The sequence below is a fragment of the uncultured Tateyamaria sp. genome (assembly GCF_947494755.1).
Classification (GTDB): Bacteria; Pseudomonadota; Alphaproteobacteria; order Rhodobacterales; family Rhodobacteraceae; genus Tateyamaria.
In genome coordinates, this window is record NZ_CANLVZ010000050.1 from 1 (window position 1) to 447 (window position 447).

The following is a 447-nucleotide window of genomic DNA, read 5'->3' on the forward strand; positions in this document are numbered from 1 at the left end:
CCCGCGTCGATGATCGGCGTGTGTTGAGTGGGATTATCTTTATCAATCGCAATGGCTTGCGGTGGCGCGACGCACCCGCGGATCACGGGCCGCACAAGACGCTGTACAACCGTTGGAAGCGGTGGAGCGACAAAGGTATCTTCGCCCGGATGATGGCAGGTCTGGCCGCAGACCACGGCGAAAAGAAGACTGTGATGATCGACGCCACGTACCTGAAGGCACACCGCACAGCGACCAGTCTGGGCGTCAAAAAGGGGGGCGTGGACGCCTGATCACTGCCCGGCAGGGTATTGCCACAGGCAATGTCCCGAGAGGGGGCCGGACCAAGGGTGGTATGAACACCAAGCTGCACGCCATCTGCGACAGCCAAGGACGCCCGCTGAGCTTGTTCGTGACCGCAGGACAGGTCAGCGATTACATCGGTGCCCGTGCATTGATGAGCAGTTT

The 447-nt window shown here is 60.6% G+C and carries 1 pseudogene; it reads left to right on the forward strand.

The features are described 5' to 3' along the window. Positions 1-447, forward strand: a pseudogene (locus Q0908_RS20320) (IS5 family transposase); the annotation flags it as partial.